The sequence below is a fragment of the Limnohabitans sp. JirII-31 genome, from assembly GCF_002778315.1.
Classification (GTDB): domain Bacteria; phylum Pseudomonadota; class Gammaproteobacteria; order Burkholderiales; family Burkholderiaceae_C; genus Limnohabitans.
The window spans coordinates 125,067-140,558 of sequence record NZ_NESA01000003.1; the positions used below are offsets into that span (position 1 = coordinate 125,067).

17 protein-coding genes and 1 tRNA gene are annotated in these 15,492 nt (G+C 52.3%); 2 read left to right on the top strand and 16 right to left on the bottom strand.

Translation table 11 applies throughout. The features are described 5' to 3' along the window. Position 1: 1 nt before the first annotated feature. From B9Z41_RS05665 to B9Z41_RS05695, 7 genes are all read right to left on the bottom strand, one after another. On the bottom strand, positions 2 to 586 hold the full coding sequence (locus B9Z41_RS05665) for an FMN-binding protein (protein WP_100146032.1): 585 nt from the start codon (positions 584 to 586) through the stop codon (positions 2 to 4). A 2-nt stretch (positions 587 to 588) separates the two neighbouring features. Continuing rightward, a complete protein-coding gene (locus B9Z41_RS05670) occupies positions 589 to 1,941 on the bottom strand; it encodes a hypothetical protein (protein WP_100146034.1) in 1,353 nt (450 codons plus the stop codon). 19 nt (positions 1,942 to 1,960) lie between these two features. After that, complete coding sequence (locus B9Z41_RS05675; RefSeq protein WP_233202543.1) at positions 1,961 to 3,046, bottom strand: cytochrome-c peroxidase; 1,086 nt, start codon at positions 3,044 to 3,046, stop codon at positions 1,961 to 1,963. A gap of 142 nt (positions 3,047 to 3,188) precedes the next feature. Then, on the bottom strand, positions 3,189 to 3,965 hold the full coding sequence (locus B9Z41_RS05680) for an FTR1 family protein (RefSeq protein ID WP_100146038.1): 777 nt from the start codon (positions 3,963 to 3,965) through the stop codon (positions 3,189 to 3,191). A gap of 85 nt (positions 3,966 to 4,050) precedes the next feature. Beyond that, entirely contained in the window at positions 4,051 to 4,596 is a 546-nt protein-coding gene (locus tag B9Z41_RS05685) for a hypothetical protein (RefSeq protein ID WP_100146040.1), read from the bottom strand. A 111-nt stretch (positions 4,597 to 4,707) separates the two neighbouring features. Further along, positions 4,708 to 5,487, bottom strand: coding sequence for an SDR family NAD(P)-dependent oxidoreductase (locus B9Z41_RS05690; RefSeq protein ID WP_100146042.1), 780 nt, complete (start codon positions 5,485 to 5,487; stop codon positions 4,708 to 4,710). A 27-nt stretch (positions 5,488 to 5,514) separates the two neighbouring features. Then, positions 5,515 to 5,823, bottom strand: a complete 309-nt coding sequence (locus B9Z41_RS05695; RefSeq protein WP_369823296.1) for a CBS domain-containing protein — start codon at positions 5,821 to 5,823, stop codon at positions 5,515 to 5,517. Between the two features lie 310 nt (positions 5,824 to 6,133). Between B9Z41_RS05695 and B9Z41_RS05700 the strand changes: the two genes are divergently transcribed. Further along, positions 6,134 to 7,666: a sensor domain-containing diguanylate cyclase gene (locus tag B9Z41_RS05700; protein ID WP_233202544.1), complete on the top strand. Its 1,533-nt coding sequence runs from the start codon at positions 6,134 to 6,136 to the stop codon at positions 7,664 to 7,666. 34 nt (positions 7,667 to 7,700) lie between these two features. Next, positions 7,701 to 8,927, top strand: a complete 1,227-nt coding sequence (locus B9Z41_RS05705; RefSeq protein WP_100146044.1) for a diguanylate phosphodiesterase — start codon at positions 7,701 to 7,703, stop codon at positions 8,925 to 8,927. Between the two features lie 9 nt (positions 8,928 to 8,936). Here B9Z41_RS05705 and B9Z41_RS05710 read toward each other — a convergent pair whose 3' ends face one another. The 9 genes from B9Z41_RS05710 to B9Z41_RS05750 form a co-directional block, all read right to left on the bottom strand. Continuing rightward, complete coding sequence (locus tag B9Z41_RS05710; RefSeq protein ID WP_100146046.1) at positions 8,937 to 9,824, bottom strand: NAD(P)-dependent oxidoreductase; 888 nt, start codon at positions 9,822 to 9,824, stop codon at positions 8,937 to 8,939. A 98-nt stretch (positions 9,825 to 9,922) separates the two neighbouring features. Beyond that, positions 9,923 to 9,997: transfer RNA gene (locus B9Z41_RS05715), tRNA-Val, on the bottom strand. Between the two features lie 25 nt (positions 9,998 to 10,022). Beyond that, the gene (gene dnaQ, locus B9Z41_RS05720; protein ID WP_100146048.1) at positions 10,023 to 10,736 is read right to left on the bottom strand and encodes a DNA polymerase III subunit epsilon; all 714 of its coding nucleotides are present in this window, start codon (positions 10,734 to 10,736) and stop codon (positions 10,023 to 10,025) included. 2 nt (positions 10,737 to 10,738) lie between these two features. Beyond that, on the bottom strand, positions 10,739 to 11,077 hold the full coding sequence (gene fdx, locus B9Z41_RS05725) for an ISC system 2Fe-2S type ferredoxin (RefSeq protein ID WP_100146050.1): 339 nt from the start codon (positions 11,075 to 11,077) through the stop codon (positions 10,739 to 10,741). Then, positions 11,077 to 12,933, bottom strand: a complete 1,857-nt coding sequence (hscA, locus tag B9Z41_RS05730) for a Fe-S protein assembly chaperone HscA (RefSeq protein WP_100146052.1) — start codon at positions 12,931 to 12,933, stop codon at positions 11,077 to 11,079. The genes fdx and hscA overlap by 1 nt, the downstream gene beginning before the upstream one ends. Positions 12,934 to 12,966: 33 nt before the next feature. Continuing rightward, on the bottom strand, positions 12,967 to 13,488 hold the full coding sequence (gene hscB, locus B9Z41_RS05735; RefSeq protein ID WP_100146242.1) for a Fe-S protein assembly co-chaperone HscB: 522 nt from the start codon (positions 13,486 to 13,488) through the stop codon (positions 12,967 to 12,969). A gap of 28 nt (positions 13,489 to 13,516) precedes the next feature. After that, positions 13,517 to 13,840 (bottom strand): iron-sulfur cluster assembly protein IscA, encoded by a 324-nt coding sequence (gene iscA / locus B9Z41_RS05740; RefSeq protein WP_100146054.1) that lies wholly within the window; start codon positions 13,838 to 13,840, stop codon positions 13,517 to 13,519. 16 nt (positions 13,841 to 13,856) lie between these two features. After that, positions 13,857 to 14,243, bottom strand: coding sequence for a Fe-S cluster assembly scaffold IscU (gene iscU, locus B9Z41_RS05745; protein ID WP_100146056.1), 387 nt, complete (start codon positions 14,241 to 14,243; stop codon positions 13,857 to 13,859). 21 nt (positions 14,244 to 14,264) lie between these two features. After that, positions 14,265 to 15,485 carry an IscS subfamily cysteine desulfurase gene (locus B9Z41_RS05750; protein ID WP_100146058.1) on the bottom strand — a complete coding sequence of 407 codons (1,221 nt, stop codon included), beginning with the start codon at positions 15,483 to 15,485 and terminating at the stop codon, positions 14,265 to 14,267. Between the last annotated feature and the right edge of the window lie 7 nt (positions 15,486 to 15,492).

Sequence of the window (15,492 nt, forward strand, 5' to 3'; positions counted from 1 at the left end):
ATCAAGCCCCGGTTTTCGTCGCTGTCAACAAAGCGGCCAATGCGCTCAAGCGCTGCACGCCCTCGGTCACATGCTGGCACGACAGTGTGGCTCCTGAGATGTTGCGAATATCGTCACCAAAACGCAATTGAGCTGGCCCTTTACGACCTGAAAACTGCTGTCGCCATGCCGCATTGCGGATCTCGGCGCCATGTGACTCACGGTAGGCAGTGACTTCCATGCCGCTAACTGCCCCCACAAGGTTGAACCCGACAACGTAGTCGATGATGTCGTATTTGCCGATCACTCGGTCTGCCATGACCCATCCACACACGGCATCAGAAGCCACACCTTGCCAACACTGCGGATTGAAACCGCGCGGTATTCGGGTCTGGCTGGCTTGAGCAATGGCACTGAGCGTCGCATCGTTGAATGCAATCGGTCGCAATGAGAACACGTGAGCTTGCGGCAAGACCAACAAACGAGCCTGCTCCAAGGTCATGAATTCGGCCGCAAATGAAGAGGCTGCCGACAAGCCCAAACTTCCTAGGCTTGCCTTGGCAACGTGTTGCAACACTTGGCGTCGAGAAATCTGAGAACGAAGCATGGTCAGAAGTGGAAACCCACGCCCATATTGAGTTTGTCCAGCGCGCTGTTGTTAAGGTAGCGCTGGGTGTCAATCTTGAGCACTACCTGAGGGTGCAAGTAATAGCTGGCACCCAAGGTCCAGACGCGGGTATCAGGGTCAATGCTGGGCGCTAAACCAGTGGGTACGCCCGCATAACCAAGTGCTGTGTTGAGTTTTTCGTAACGCACAAAAGGTACAAGGCTGTAGTCACCCTGCTTCCAGAGCCGGTAGGCAGCTTGTCCATACCAGCCTCTGAACTGACTGGGCACAGGGTTGCTGATGCCTGTGGCCGTGGCGTTGAAAGCCTCCACATCATGAAAGCGCCCTGAAGCAGCCAGGGTGGACACGTCCCATTTGCCTGGTTGCCAGCGCGCATGGACTTCTGCCAAGGTCACACTGGCGCTGGGTGAGGCGAAGTCTGCTTGCTTCTGCCCAGCACCTCCGTTGTACAAACTACCCCCGAAGTTGACGCCTGGAATACCGTCGTAGTTGAGCGCACCATAAGTGGCCAAGGTAGCAGCTTTGGCCTGCTGACCTTCTTGGTGAATGGCCCCCAAAGGCGAAGCTTTGGTTTCGCTGCTGTCGCTAGACCACTTGGTCAGGTCAAAGCCGGTGACCACACCGGCATCCCAACGGATCCCCGAGGCATGGGTACCACGCAAGCCAACGCCCAACTCACGCCACGTGCTGGGGATGATGGCTGTCTCCACCAAGTTGCGGTGGACGCCGTAATAACGTGTGGGCTCATGCGTTTCGTTCATGTAGCCAACAGGCAAGAGAAAGAGGCCAACCTTGGCACTCAAACGTTCGTCGATGTCGTGCTCAATGTAGAGCTGCTCAAACGCAACTTCACCTTGGTCACTGGCAGATACCACCGCATTTTCAATTTCCAATTCGGCCGCCATGCGGGTGCGATCGTTGAAGCGATAAGCAAAGCCCAACACACCGCGTCTTGCCGTGGCGACCGCACCAGCAGCATTGCCACGGGGGCGACTCATGCTGAGTTCGCCGTAGCCAAACAAGCTGACCCCGCTGGGCGATGCATCGCCAGCCACCATCGTGGTTGATGTCATTGGTTGGGTGGTTGCACTAGAGATCGGCACAACTTGTGCGCCAGGGGCTTGCACGACAACAGCTGCTGTTTGCACAGAAGCGGAGTTTTGTTGTCGCTTGACTACATCCAATTCAGCGCGAACGGCACGCAACTCGTCACGCAATTGACGCAGCTCTTGCACCAGTTCTGAGGTGGTCTGAGCCTGAGCTGGACCGCACAGTGCCAAGGCGGCAGCGGCGATGCAAGAAATCGGGAAAATTCGCGAGGTCAGGGAGTACATGGATAAGCCTTTAAGCGTCTCAAGGAGAGAAAAAACCATCGGTCAAAGTGGACAAGAAGACCAACAAATCGTCAATTTCTTGGGTGTTCAATGCGGCAGTTTGGCCGCGCGTGCGGTTGTAGGGCGCCTCTGTCACATTGACATTGCCACGCAGCAAGCTCGGCAAATCGTTGTAAACGACAAGGTTGCCTTGAGGGTCTTGGGGATACCAAAGTTGTGGCTGGGTATCACGCGTCACGTAAAACTCAATCGCTTCACGCAAGTTGTCGAACTTACCGTTGTGAAAGAAATGCTTTCGCAAAGCCACATTACGCAAGCTGGGCACTTTGAAGGCACCACACAAGTCAGTGCGTGTGCTCAGATTGGTACGCACGGGTCCGCACAGGCCCTTGTCAAAGAACGCTACATCGTTGTTGCTCACAATCGCACTGTTGCGCGGAACGCCCAAACTGTCGTAACTGAAATCTGTGAACAAAGCAGCTGGTGCGTTGTCGGGTTTAGTGCTCGGATGGCAGGCGGCGCAATTGCCTTTGTCTGAACGGATAAACCAGGCCAGACCGCGCAACTCTTGGTCGGTGAAAGATGCGCGACCCGCATTGACCGCATCAAACTTGCTAGAAAAAGGCGCGAAATCTGTGTCTTCTTGCTGATAACGCGCCAGCGCTTGCACCACACGATCAAATGCGGCATCGGGGTTGCTGAAGATATCCGCACCGAATACTGCCCTGAACTTGGGAGCATAGGACGCTGCTTCAATTTTCCGTACCACATCACTCACGCTGGCGTTGGCCATTTCATGGTCATTCAAGAATGGGCCGCGTGCCTGCTCGGCCAGAGAGTTGGCCCGTCCATCCCAAAAAAAACCACCCGTTGGTGTGCCATCAGACGCGATGTAGAAAGCGGTGTTGAAACGCAAGTAACGAATGGCAGGAGGCAATCTCAAGCCAGACATGTCCAAGTTGACACCACCGAACGCCACAGACGTGGTGAAAGGCGACGCGTGACCCAAATCAGGATCGTGGCAAGTGGCACACGACATCTGCCCCGAGCCCGACAAGGAAACATCTTTAAAAATTTCTTGCCCTATCAAAGCGACAGAACTCATCGACGCATTGGAACTCTGGCCACCACCGCAAGCGGACAAGCTGAGACAAACCATGCACGTCACAAATAAAAGGGCGAGCTTCATCCTGCACCGTGAAACACGGCCTATTCAAAAAAAGAAAATGGAGTTAAAAAAACCTAGCTCAAACCATCGAACGATGCTTGAGCATGCGTTGATCAGCTAAATGAGCGCCGATCAACCAAGTCGTGGGAATCACAACCAAGGCAATGGAGAGAATTTGCGCAATCCAACCTTCTGCAATGTCTTCGGTCATGGCGTGCCAAAGTGGATTGTCAATACCGGGCACCATGCCTGCCTCCGTGAATTCATGCAGGGCATACACCACCAACTGAATCGCAAAGACCATCATGAACCATGAGGTCACGCGAAAAAACCGGCCCAAATTCACCTTGTGACCAAACTTGACCCACATCAAGCTAACGACCCCTGCAAGCAACACACCAATCACGGACCCAACTGTCATGTCCGCTGCATCGGCATTCGCCGCCAAAGAAGCAATCATGGTGGCGGTTTCAATGCCCTCACGGCTGACCATAAAGATCGTAAAGCCGAAAAGTGACCACCAGGCTGTGGGGCCTTGCAAATCAGACACTTCGTTCAATCGATGGGTGATTTGCTGGCCCATGCCTTTGCCTGCCTGGGTCATGTGGACCACGCACCAAGTCACAGCAACGGCAGCGATCAACGCCATCACACCAGCCCATGCAGATGACATAGCCCCGATGCGGGACAGCACAACGCCAAGCCCCGCACAACCGATGACGGCAATGGCCATACCCCAACGCACAGCCCCCAGCAGGGCCAAATTGTTGGCTTTACGCAAGTACAACGTGACGATGGCAATCACTAAGAAGGCTTCTAAACCTTCACGAAAACAAATGAGCAGTGCTTGAAACATAGGGTGTTGTGTCCATCGTTGGTGAATCCGACACCCAAATGATAACCACTTTCATTTAGATTGGCAAGAAATTGCCAATTTTTTATCAAGACCACAGATAGCGAGGCATCGCGGGTGCTCTGCGCGCGTTCATCGCATTCATCAACAAACAAAAAATAGCGCCCAAGCGCAACGCAATCAATCCCGCAATCCACTGCGTCGGGTTCTCGCTCAAATAAACGTAGGCATTGAAATAGTCCATCGCCAGCGCCGTTGCGCCAACGCCAACAAAGACGAGTGACACTTTTTCAAAAAACCAATTTCTGAGATAGCTGTAAAGATAGAACACGGTGATGGCAATCACAAAGAGCGCTCGATACTGGAAGTACCGAACGAATGTCTCATCGCTCATGTGAGACTGATAGTTTGAGACTGCAACGTGTGAGAAGAAAAGCAACTTGATGCAGTATGAGAAAACCACAGATAAGAGAAACAAGTTTCGAAACTTGAACCACGTGTCGACGGCCAAGGGCAAATGGCTGGCTGCACGCGCAGACATCAGCTCTACATCAGATGCAGTTTCTTCTTCGCTAAAGAGGGCATCCAACTCCGCGCGTGTGACCAATCCTTCATCCGTGTGTGATATCTCCATCGCATGCTCCCATTGCACACAAGGCTTGCGTGCAATGGCGATTTTAAGTCAAGGTGTAAATTTATGGATGCAAAAAAACTGTTGATGGAGCGTGAAAGAATTCAATCGAACTCAAAACACCATCCCCCCATCGATGTGAATAGACTGCCCCGTCATGCCGCTGGATTCAGACGATCCCAAATAAACCGCCATGCCAGCAATCTCTTGCGTCGTCATCATTCGCCCCAAAGGCACACGCGCCAGTGCGGCTTTGACAAACTCTTCAGCGGAAGCTCCCGCACTTTGCGCGGCTTGCGCCTTGAGTTCCTCCAACATATCTGTCTGGACAAAACCAGGACAGATGGCGTTGACAGTGACGTTGTAAGAGCTGGCCTCCAGCGCAACACACCGCGTCAAACCCACCACAGCGTGTTTGCTGATGTTGTACGCGCTTTGATTGCGCGACCCCCATTTGCCAGCGGTTGAAGCCATGTTGATGATGCGCCCGTGCTGGCGTGCCTGCATGCCCGGCAAGCAAGCTTGGGTGAAGTGAATCACACCAAACAAATTGACATCCAACATGTCTTGAAAGTCGTCGGGGGTGTAGTTCAGAAAAGATTTGGATTTGTAAACACCGGCGTTGTTGACCAAGATATCAACATGGCCGAATCTGGCCTCCACCTGATGCACCGCGTTGAACGATGCAGCTCGGTCAGTGACGTCCAAGGCCAGGGTCATGATGCGGTTTGCAGGCAACGCCAACTCGTCTGCCAATTGCTCAAGGGAAAGTTTGTCTCTTGCCACCAAACAAAGCAATGCCCCCTCCCTAGCGTAGGCTTGCGCAATTGAACGACCAATGCCTCGGCTTGCACCTGTGACGATGGCTACAGAATTCTTCAAACGTTGAGACAAAAGAACCTCCTTGAGATGCGTTTTAGTTCAGCCGCGTATGTACGACTCAAGCTGATCAATCAGATATTTTTGATGCGCCATCATTTCACGGACCACATCACCGATTGAGATCACACCGATCAGTTGACCATCTTTAAGAACTGGCAAATGGCGAATGTGACGGTCTGTCATGATTTGCATGCATTTGTCTATTTTTTGTGATGCATCGATCGTGATCACATCAGCTGTCATGACATCTCGCACCTGTGTTGTATCGCTTGATTTACCAAACAAGGTTACTTTTCGCGCGTAGTCCCGCTCAGAAAAAATGCCCACCAGCGCCCCTTGAGAAAGCACCAAAACCGCACCTATGTTTTTTCAGCCATTAAAACAAGGGCCTGTTTAACGGTTTGATCTGGTGATACATGCCAAGTAGAACGTGCTTGATGCACAAGAAACTGTCCGGTAGTCAGCATTTCCTTCTCCTTTTGAAATTATTGCTAGACGTGTCAAATATGTATTTCAGAATGAACATTTTTAACCGATCCATCAAGCCTCAAAAGCAACAAAATTAAAATATCATATTTATGATATTGTTGACAAATATACTATATTTATAGCTACAATTATTTTAATACTTACTCCAAGTACGAGGCAAAAAACGCCCATGATAGACCCGAGTTTTGAATCAAGTTCAAACATACAACGAACCTCGCGTTTGGTTGTAACTGCGGGCGTTGCATTGGCAATTATTTTCTTGATCAATGCATTTTTGACGACTTATCTGTTGCGCGAGAACACCATCAAAGACAAATCAGATGAGTTGGCGAATCTGACTTTCATCTTGTCTGAACATGCTTCCCAAACCATATTTTCAGCAAACGCGGCGCTAGAAAGCGTACTCGACATTGTTGAGCTTTCCAAGATTGAATCCGAGAAAGCATTCGTTGAGTTTGCAAGTAAAAAAGAACAATTTGAACTATTACTCGCCAAAACCAAATCTAACGCCATCATCGATGTCTCAACATTTGTAGACAGCCATGGAAAAGTCATCAATTTTTCACGCGCTTACCCGCCCCCAAATATTGATTTGTCGGACAGGGATTACTTTATATTTCTAAGCAAAAACAATTACGAGAAAACTTATTTCAGTGCCCCCGTCCAAAACAAAGGCAATGGGAAATGGGTGTTCTATCTGGCCCGCAGAGTCAATAACAGCCATGGACAATTTTTAGGGCTTGTTCTTGTTGGCGTGTCAGTCGAAATTTTCTCATCGCTCTATGAGCAAGTAGGCATCAACCTGGGCGAAGGCTCATCGATTTCGCTGTTCAGAGATGACAATATGCTGCTGACACGTTGGCCGTTCGTGAACCATGCAATTGGCACGATCAACACAAACCAATTGATACAGTCATCGTTAAATTCAACCAAACGGGGCGGTGTGATTCTGACTGACGCACCGTCGGTTTATTCGAGAAATCAACCCGCAGAGCGCATGGTATCTTTTCGTGCCGTCTCGGGTTATCCATTTGTCGTTGGCAGCATCATGTCCAAAGACCTGTATTTGGCCAACTGGTATAAAAGTTTGAGTGGCGTCTTAATCACTACGGGTTTCACACTGGTAACCTTGATTGTTGGCATTTTGTTGTTTTTGCATATTTATCGAAAAAATGCGCGGGTCAGTTTCATGGCACATCATGATGTTCTGACAGAACTCCCTAATCGCATTTTGATTGCGGATCGACTGGTTGTTTCTTTAGAAAATGCCAAGCAACAAAAAACAAAGTTCGCTGTGATGTTCATTGATCTGGATAATTTGAAAACGATCAATGACTCACACAGCCATAACGCAGGAGACTTTGCTCTGAAAGAAGTTGCATCCAGAATGCGTTCGTGCATTCGTAAGTCAGATACGCTGGGTCGAATCGGTGGAGATGAATTTGTAGTGATCCTGCCAAACATCGAATCAGAAGCAGATGTGCTCCAAGTGGCAGAGAAAATTCGACATGCCATCAGTAGCCCTATCCTTTTCGAAGGGGCCCGTCTCTCAACAAGTGCCAGCATTGGCATTGCCTTGTTTCCAGACCACGGTGACAACGAAGCTGACCTGATGAGCAATGCCGACATGGCCATGTATGAAGCAAAAAATAGCGGAAAAAACAACATCAGCATTGCGCACAAAGTAATTACATCAACTTAGGTGATGTCCACGACTTTCACCACAGGTTGTTCCTATGCTGTCTCAACTCATTTACCGCAGTCATGCACTCACCGATCTCAGCGACGTTGAGTTAGAGAAAATCGTTTCAACCTCCCAACTCAATAACAAGAGCTTAAACATCACAGGCATTTTGTTGTACGCGGACAAATACTTTATGCAGGTGCTAGAAGGACCAACCCGTGAGGTTGAACGATTATTCGCCCGCATTCAAAGTGATGACAGACACACAGAGGTGGTGCTCGTCTCTGTTCACCCCATCCATCTGAGACGGTTCGACCAATGGTCCATGCAATGGGTACCGGCTTCAAAATATTCGGGAAATGGACTGCCAGTCAAAGCCGTGCCTTCGGATCTGATCGCCGCGTATTTAAACTTTGATGACCGCACGAGTCGAATTCTTGATGCATTTATTCAAGGCCGTTGGAGGTCAACGCCAACGCATACCCCGCCTCCTTGGCGTACACATGATTTCTCGCCCCCCATCACTCAAAGTCAGAGTACGACATCCACAACACCCATACCCATATCGTTTGCTTTTCAGCCCATCGTAGAGACGAGCTCTGGAGAGGTGGTTGCTTTTGAGGCTCTGATCAGAGGACCCACAGGAGAGCTGGCAATGGACTTTCTCAATGGTGTATCAACCGCAGATGTTCACCGCTTTGATCTTGAGTCAAAAGCAGATGCCATCCAGCGTGCGGCACAACTGGGGATCCGCTGCCGACTCGCCGTTAACCTCTTACCTAAATCGCTGACGAATGCGCCTGAAGCGGTAAGTTTCTTGATCAAACAAATACGGACCTGCGGCATCAAACCCGAGCAGTTGATCGTGGAACTGACTGAGGAAGAGGCCATCGCCAATCCCCTGCTGTTTCAAAATATGGTGCGCCAACTGCGCGCATCAGGCATCCAAATCGCTATTGATGATTTCGGTGCAGGCTATGCGGGGCTATCTTTGTTGGCGGAATTTCAGCCAGACATATTGAAAATAGACAAAAAAATTATTCAAGGCGTCGCAGCAAACGGCCCGCGCCAAGCTATCGTGCGCGCCATCGTCGAGTTTTGTATCTGCCTTGGTATACGGGTAATCGCCGAAGGTATCGAAAACCAGGAAGACTGGCAATGGCTGGAGTCAGCGGGCGTTCATTGGTTTCAAGGTAATCTGTACGCAGAACCTGGACTCAACCAGATTCCCACAATCAATTGGCCGCTACCGCACAAAGAATTCTCTACCCCTCGATAACGGCCTACGTCAAGATGCGTTCGATTTTCGTTGCACGAACAAGGGAATGATCTGCGGCATCAGCGATTGCGGATCGCCTTGTGTGCAAGCTATCTCCAACGTGCGCTTGACGGCGTCAGCCACCGTGTGATCGGCTTGCGTGTCCTGCGCCATGGCGTTGTAGTAACTCAAATCCTTGAGTGCATTCGCCAAAGTAAAACGCAAACCCGAGGGATCTCCTGAAACTAAAAATGGTTTCAAGCGCTCCAAGGCGGCGCCCCAACCTCCCCCCATCGCCAACACATCCACAAATGTTTGTGCGTTGACACCCGCAAGCTCAGCACATGCGGCAGCTTCAGCCAGCAAGGTCACGGAGCCCAGCGAGACATAGTTGTGCAACAGTTTCATACGGTGACCTGCCCCGATGGCCCCCACATGCACAATATTCTCTGCAAAACACGACAAGATGTGCTTGCACTCTTCAAACAAGGCCACATCCCCACCCACCAGTAAGTTCAACCGCCCCTCTGCCGCTTCCTTGGGGGTTCGAGTCATGGGTGCGTCTAGAAATCTCCCCCCACTGGCCATCACCAACTCAGCGACTTTTTCAGTAGAAGACGGTACTGCCGTAGAGCAATCAATGACGATGGTTCCAGGCTGCATCCCTTTCAACACACCGTCTTCACCCATCAACACCGCCTCGACTTGAGGCGTGCCCGTGACACACAAGATCACCAGATCGGAATGTACAGCCAACTCTTTCGGCGTTTTGAATGTTTGAGCTCCATGAGCTCGTAACGTATCAAGGGGCTGATTACCCGGATGCTCCAGCACAGACAAGCTTTGACCATGCTTGAGCAGGTTGGAGGCAATGCCATGGCCCATCATGCCGATACCGATCATTCCGATTTTTTTCATCTCTGCTCCGATTGCCAATTGCGCGAATTGGCACAGTAGGTGATGTAAAGAAAAAAGCACCGAGAGTTTCCTCTAGGTGCTTTGTTTCATGGGTGTTTTGGTGGGCAGTACAAGTTTCGAACTTGTGACCCCTGCAGTGTGAATGCAGTGCTCTACCCCTGAGCTAACCGCCCTATTCCATCTCTGGAAAGATCAATATTATGCCACAAGATTTTCGAATTTTCGCCAAACAGTTTGTCCACCGCTCGACTTATCCAATTGAACGAGCACCTCGCTATGTTGTAAGCGCTCTTGTTCAGACGCTGTGATCACGGGCAGCTCAAAGCCACTCAGGTCCACATATTCGGTGGTACGGCTTTGGTCATCGGTGCTCTCCGCCTCCATCAACAAGGCATCTTGCCCACGCGTCATGTTGATGTAGACGTCGGCCAACAGTTCGGCATCGAGCAAGGCTCCGTGCAAAGTACGTCCAGAGTTGTCCACTTCCAAGCGATCGCACAATGAATCCAGTGAGTTACGTTTACCTGGGAACATTTCCTTGGCCATCACCAACGTGTCGGTGATGCTGCTCACATAGCTTGTGAACGGTTTGTGTCCCACTTGCCCCAGCTCTTTGTTGAGGAAGCTCACATCAAATGGTGCGTTGTGAATCAGCACTTCGGCGTCTTGCAGGTAATCGACCAACTGCTGAGCCACTTCAACAAATTTGGGTTTGTCGCGCAAGAACTCATTGCTGATGCCGTGCACCTTCAGTGCGTCTTCGTGGCTGTCTCGCTCTGGGTTCAAATAAAAATGCAAGTTGTTGCCTGTAAGCTTGCGATTGACGAGCTCGACACAACCAATTTCAATGATTCGATCACCAGCCTCTGCCGACAGGCCGGTGGTTTCGGTGTCTAGAAAAATTTGACGCATGGTCAGTGGTTTTCTTTGGCGTGGTTGATGGTGTATTTTGGAATTTCAATCACCAGATTTTTTTGCGCCACGATGGCTTGACAACTCAAGCGCGAATTAGGCTCCAAGCCCCAGGCGCGATCAAGCAAGTCTTCTTCGGTCTCTTCCAAGTCGTTGAGCGAGTTGAACCCCTCGCGCACCACCACATGGCAGGTGGTGCAGGCACAGCTCATGTCGCAGGCATGTTCGATGTTGATGTGGTTCTCCAACAAGGCTTCGCAAATGGTGCTGCCCGAAGCCACCTGGATCTCGGTACCCTGTGGGCAAAGTTCGGCATGGGGCAAAATTTTGATAACAGGCATTACAAAGTCTCGATGTTTTGACCAGCCAAGGCATGCTGGATTCCACGGTTCATACGTTGGGCGGCAAAGGCCTCGGTACCCTTGGCCAGTGCTTCAGTGGCAGCTTCAATGGCGGCAGCGTCCGGCAACTGTTTAGCCGCCAGGGTCGCTGCCATCAACGCTTCAATGTTCGCGCGTGACTCTGCTGACAGCAAGTCACCATCGGCTTGCAACGCACTTTGGGTGGCCAGCCACATGCGATCGGCATCGACCCGAGCTTCCACCAAGGCACGTGCTTGGATGTCTTGTTCAGCCGTTTTGAAACTATCTTGCAGCATGTGGGCAATTTGATCGTCCGACAAGCCATAGCTTGGCTTGACGGTGATACTCGCCTCCAGGCCACTCATTTGTTCGCGGGCTGCCACGCTGAGCAAACCGTCAGCATCGACCGTGAAGGTCACACGGATGCGTGCAGCGCCAGCGGCCATGGGTGGGATTCCGCGCAACTCAAAACGGGCCAAACTGCGGCAATCGGTCACCAGATCGCGCTCACCTTGCACCACATGCAAGGCCAGCGCAGTTTGACCATCTTGGTACGTGGTGAAGTCTTGCGCCATGGCGGTAGGAATGGTTTGGTTGCGCGGCACGATGCGCTCGACCAAACCACCCATGGTCTCGATTCCCAGGGACAAGGGAATCACATCCAGCAACAACAGCTCTCCGTCCGGGTTGTTCCCAGCCAATTGGTTCGCCTGAATGGCAGCACCCAAGGCAACAACTTCATCTGGGTTCAGGTTGTTCAAGGGCACACGCCCCAGCAAGGCCTCGACCGCCGACTGAATTTGTGGCATCCGGGTTGAACCACCCACCATGACCACGCCTTGCACATCGTCTTTGCTGAGCTTGGCATCGCGCAAAGCTTTGCGCACCGCCGCCAGGGTACGTTGTGTGAGCGCAGCCGTGGCTCCTTCGAATTCAGCACGCGACACCGTGTGCGTCACATCACCGCCAGACAGTGACACGGCAAACGTGACGGACATGCTGGACGACAAGGCCTCTTTGCAAGCGCGTGCAGCCACCATCACACGCGCTTTGTCGGCGGGTGTGTCAATACGACAGCCTGTGGCTGTTTGCACATGGTCAGCCAAGGCGCGGTCATAGTCATCCCCGCCCAAAGCGGAATCACCGCCCGTCGCGAGCACCTCAAACACCCCACGGGTGAGACGCAGAATCGAAATATCAAACGTGCCGCCGCCCAAGTCGTACACGGCATACACACCTTCGCTGGCTTGGTCCAAGCCATAAGCAATGGCGGCCGCTGTGGGCTCATTGATCAAACGCAGCACATTCAAGCCTGCCAATTGCGCTGCGTCTTTGGTGGCTTGGCGCTGCGCATCGTCAAAGTACGCAGGCACGGTGATCACGGCACCATACAGGTCGTCGTTGAAAGTGTCTTCAGCACGGAAACGCAAGGTGGCCAGAATTTCAGCACTCACCTCGACAGGGGATTTATCACCGGCACGGGTATGAATAGCCAGCATGCCTGGCTTGTCGACAAATTGGTAAGGCAGTTTGTCGCGGTTGGCAATATCGGCCACACCCCGACCCATGAATCGTTTGACCGACACCAAGGTGTTTTGTGGGTCATCGGCTTGCGCGAGCAAGGCCACACGGCCAATTTGACGGCCATCGCCCTCTAGGTAACGCACCGCGGAGGGCAAGATCACCTCGCCCTCGCTGTCGGGCAGGCACTCGGCCACGCCATGGCGCACGCTGGCAACCAACGAGTGAGTGGTGCCCAGGTCAATGCCCACCGCAATTCGCCGCTGGTGTGGATCGGGGGCCTGACCGGGTTCTGAAATTTGTAACAAAGCCATGGTGTGTATTGTCGCTTTTAGGCTTGGTTTGTCTTATCGGGCATCGAGTGCATCGAGCCGCTGTTCAATGTCTTTGGCAAAGCGCTCAATGAACATCAGCGCCCTCACCTCTTGTGCAGCCTGAGGTAAATCATGGATCACATCAATGCAGTGTTCACAACGGCTCAGGCCCTCTTGGTGGGCAAGCTTGACTTCGTCGTGCAGGGTCTCCAAAGTCGCCAGGTCAGTGGCCTCATCCAAAGCTTCACGCCAGCTCATTTGCTGCATCAAAAAAGCGGTGGGCATGGCGGTATTGTTTTCCGCTTGGATAGGCGCACCGCCTAACTCACACAAGTAGGCAGCACGGCGCAGTGGATCTTTCAGGCGCTGGTACGCCTCATTGATGCGCACCGACCATTGCATGGCCACGCGTTGCGCCGCTGTGCCTTGGTTTGAAAATTTGTCGGGGTGGGCTTCGCGCTGCAAGTCTTTCCAACGGGCATCAAGCTCTGCCCGGTTTTGGGCAAAGCGTTGCGGAAGATCAAACAGCACAAAGTCGTTGACGGCCAGCTGCACAGACAGCGGCAAGTCTGAGGCGCTCACGTCAGATCCGGAACGACTCACCGCAGCCGCAGCGGTCGCGTTCATTCGGATTGATGAACTTGAAACCTTCGTTCAAGCCTTCGCGCACAAAGTCCAACTGCGTGCCATCGATGTAGGCCAAGCTTTTGGGATCGACCAACACCTTGACGCCGTGGTCTTCAAAAATCACGTCCTCCGGCGAGGATTCGTCCACGTACTCCAGCTTGTAGGCCAAGCCAGAGCAACCGGTGGTTTTGACGCCTAAACGGACGCCCACGCCTTTGCCACGTTTGGCCAAGTAACGAGTGACGTGCCGTGCAGCGGCTTCTGTCAAAGTGACGGACATCTTGGTTCTCAGTGAATCAGTGGGCGTGTTTCTTTTTGTAGTCATCCACGGCGGCCTTGATGGCGTCTTCAGCCAAGATGGAGCAGTGAATTTTCACGGGCGGCAGTGCGAGCTCTTCAGCGATCTCGCTGTTTTTCAAAGCAGCCGCTTGGTCCAGGGTTTTGCCCTTGACCCATTCAGTCACCAACGAGCTAGACGCAATGGCTGAGCCACAGCCATAAGTTTTGAAACGTGCATCTTCGATCACACCGGTAACCGGGTTGACCTTGATTTGTAACTTCATCACGTCGCCGCAAGCTGGTGCACCGACCATGCCGGTGCCCACAGATTCGTCGCCCTTGTCAAACGAGCCCACGTTGCGGGGGTTTTCATAGTGGTCAATGACCTTTTCGCTGTATGCCATGGTGTAACTCCCGTCTATTGTTTAATGCGCAGCCCATTGGATGGTGCTGATGTCAATGCCGTCTTTGTACATGTCCCACAAGGGGCTCAAGTCGCGCAACTTACCCACGTTCTCACGGATGGTGGCAATGGCGTAATCGATTTCTTCTTCGGTGGAGAAGCGGCCAATCGTCATGCGCAAACTGCTGTGGGCCAACTCGTCGCTGCGGCCCAAGGCACGCAGCACATAGCTGGGTTCCAAGCTGGCCGAGGTGCAGGCAGAGCCTGATGAGACCGCCAAACCTTTGATGCCCATGATGAGTGACTCACCTTCCACATAGTTGAAGCTGATGTTGAGGTTGTGGGGCACGCGGTGTTCGAGGTTGCCGTTGACAAACACTTGCTCCATGTCAGTCAAACCGTCGAGCAAGCGTTTTTGCAAGGCACGGGCCTTGGCCACGTCTTGCGCCATTTCAAGTTTAGCCAAACGGAAGGCTTCTCCCATACCCACACACTGGTGCGTGGGCAAGGTGCCGCTGCGCATGCCGCGCTCATGCCCCCCCCCGTGCATCTGGGCTTCCAAACGCACACGTGGTTTACGACGCACGTACAAGGCACCAATGCCTTTGGGGCCATAAGTTTTGTGTGAAGCCAAGCTCATCAAATCGACCGGCAAGGTCTGCATGTCGATCTCTACCTTGCCCGTGGATTGCGCCGCATCAACGTGGAAGATGATGCCTTTTTCGCGACACAACTGGCCAATCGCCGTGATGTCTTGGATCACACCGATTTCGTTGTTGACGTGCATGACACTGATCAAAATGGTGTCTGGGCGAATGGCCGCCTTGAGCACGTCCATGTTCAACATGCCGTCTTCTTGCACGTCGAGGTAGCTCACCTCAAAGCCTTGCCGCTCGAGCTCACGCATGGTGTCCAGCACCGCCTTGTGCTCGGTCTTGACGGTGATCAAGTGCTTGCCCTTGGACTTGTAAAAGTGTGCAGCACCTTTCAAGGCCAGGTTGTTGGACTCGGTGGCACCCGACGTCCACACAATTTCGCGTGGGTCAGCACCAATCAAGGCAGCCACATCAGCGCGGGCTTTTTCAACAGCTTCTTCGGCCGCCCAGCCCCAAGCGTGGCTGCGGGATGCGGGGTTGCCAAAGCTCTCACGCAACCATGGAATCATTGCGTCGACCACGCGTGGGTCAACGGGGTTGGTTGAAGCGTAGTCGAGATAAATCGGGAAATGAGGCGTCATGTGGATACGAGCT